Genomic DNA, 1706 nt, shown 5'->3' with positions numbered 1-1706 from the left:
GTTCGAGGTTCGAGGTTCGAGAAATTTAAAAACCTTGCGGTTAATATCGCAAGGTTTTTTTATGCCTGTAGCAGCGGGTTCACCCCGCGTCAGTATTAGGGTTTAGGTTCGAAGTGATAGGTACTAGGCCCTCTGCCCGCCGCTCGTGGCCCGTCCGTTACGTATAAAGCCCCTCCGACATTAAAATACCTGCTATATTTACCTATAAAATAAAGGCGTAGGCTCTAAGTGCTAGGATTCGAGCTTCGAGCCGTAATCAAAGGCCCGCAGCCAAAACATAAGGACATAAAATGCAAATACTTCACCACGGAGCGGTAAATGGCGTAACAGGATCATGCCACCAGCTGATAATAAACGATCAAAGCTCTTTTCTAATTGATTGTGGATTGTTTCAAGGTGAAGATTCTGTTGATGATCTTAATATTGAATTTAATATAGATATAGTCCGCGCACTGATCGTCACCCATTGTCACATCGATCATGTTGGCCGAATTCCCTATTTACTGATGGCGGGCTTTAAAGGACCCATATTTACCTCTATTGCATCGGCAAGTTTATTGCCACTAGTGATTGAAGATGCATTAAAAGTGGGAGTCACGCGCGATCAAAAAATAATAGATACCTGCCTAAGGTTACTTAAACAGCAAATTATTGAAGTTGATTTTAAAACCTGGTTTGAGCTACCTTGCAAAGGTGAACACATAGCCAAAGCCCGACTACAACGAGCAGGGCATATTTTAGGCTCGGCTTATGTTGAAATAGATATAAGCATACCAACTCGTAAAGCTAAAAACAGTCATCGGGTCGTATTTTCAGGTGATTTAGGGGCGCCCTATACACCTTTACTATCCGCACCTAAAGCGCCTTATAAAGCCGATACTTTAGTTATTGAGTCAACCTATGGTGATAAAAACCATCAAGGACGAAAACAACGTACGCAAACCTTAAAAACCGTGATTGAGCGCGCAGTTGCCGACAACGGCATCGTGCTTGTGCCCGCATTTAGTATAGGCCGTACACAAGAGTTGTTATACGAACTTGAACAGCTAATTCATGCTTCAACTAAAAACTCATCTTGGCGTACAATACAAGTAATACTCGACTCCCCGATGGCGGCTAACTTTACTCAGCAATATCGAAAATTTAAATATTTATGGGATGAAGAAGCAAAACAAAAAGTAGCCAAAGGCCGCCATCCTCTCGACTTTGAAAACCTCACTACAATAAATACGCATAGCGAGCACTTAGCGTTAATAAATTACTTAGCCACCCGTCAAACCCCCGCTATTATTCTAGCTGCAAGCGGTATGTGCAGCGGCGGACGAATAGTAAACTATCTAGAGCGATTTTTAACAGATGAAACCACCGACGTACTATTTGTAGGTTACCAAGGCCGAGGTACTTTAGGTCGCGACATACAAACCTATGGCCCAAAAAATGGCTATGTATTTATTAATAATCTCCGCATTAATATTAACGCCAAAATACACACTATAAGTGGCTACAGCGCTCATGCAGATCAAGCAGGTCTCATCAAATTTGTAACCGGTATGCGCAAAAAACCCCGCTATATAAAAATAGTCCATGGCGATGATGACGCTAAAAATGCACTCGCTGCAAAATATAGGGAAGTACTGGGTGATGATGTAAAAGTTGAGATTGGGAAGGGATAGGTTCGAGGTTCGAGGTTCGGGGTTCGGGGTTCG

At 42.7% G+C, this 1706-nt stretch carries 1 protein-coding gene; it reads left to right on the top strand.

Annotation, left to right across the window (positions count from 1 at the left end; translation table 11 throughout):
• The first annotated feature begins 290 nt into the window (after window positions 1–290).
• Window positions 291–1673, top strand: a complete 1383-nt coding sequence (locus CWB78_RS18210) for an MBL fold metallo-hydrolase RNA specificity domain-containing protein (protein WP_138596815.1) — start codon at window positions 291–293, stop codon at window positions 1671–1673.
• The last annotated feature ends 33 nt before the right edge of the window (window positions 1674–1706 follow it).

It is taken from the genome of Pseudoalteromonas sp. S1612, from assembly GCF_005887175.1.
Classification (GTDB): domain Bacteria; phylum Pseudomonadota; class Gammaproteobacteria; order Enterobacterales; family Alteromonadaceae; genus Pseudoalteromonas; species Pseudoalteromonas undina.
This window is presented reverse-complemented; position numbering and strand designations above follow the sequence as displayed.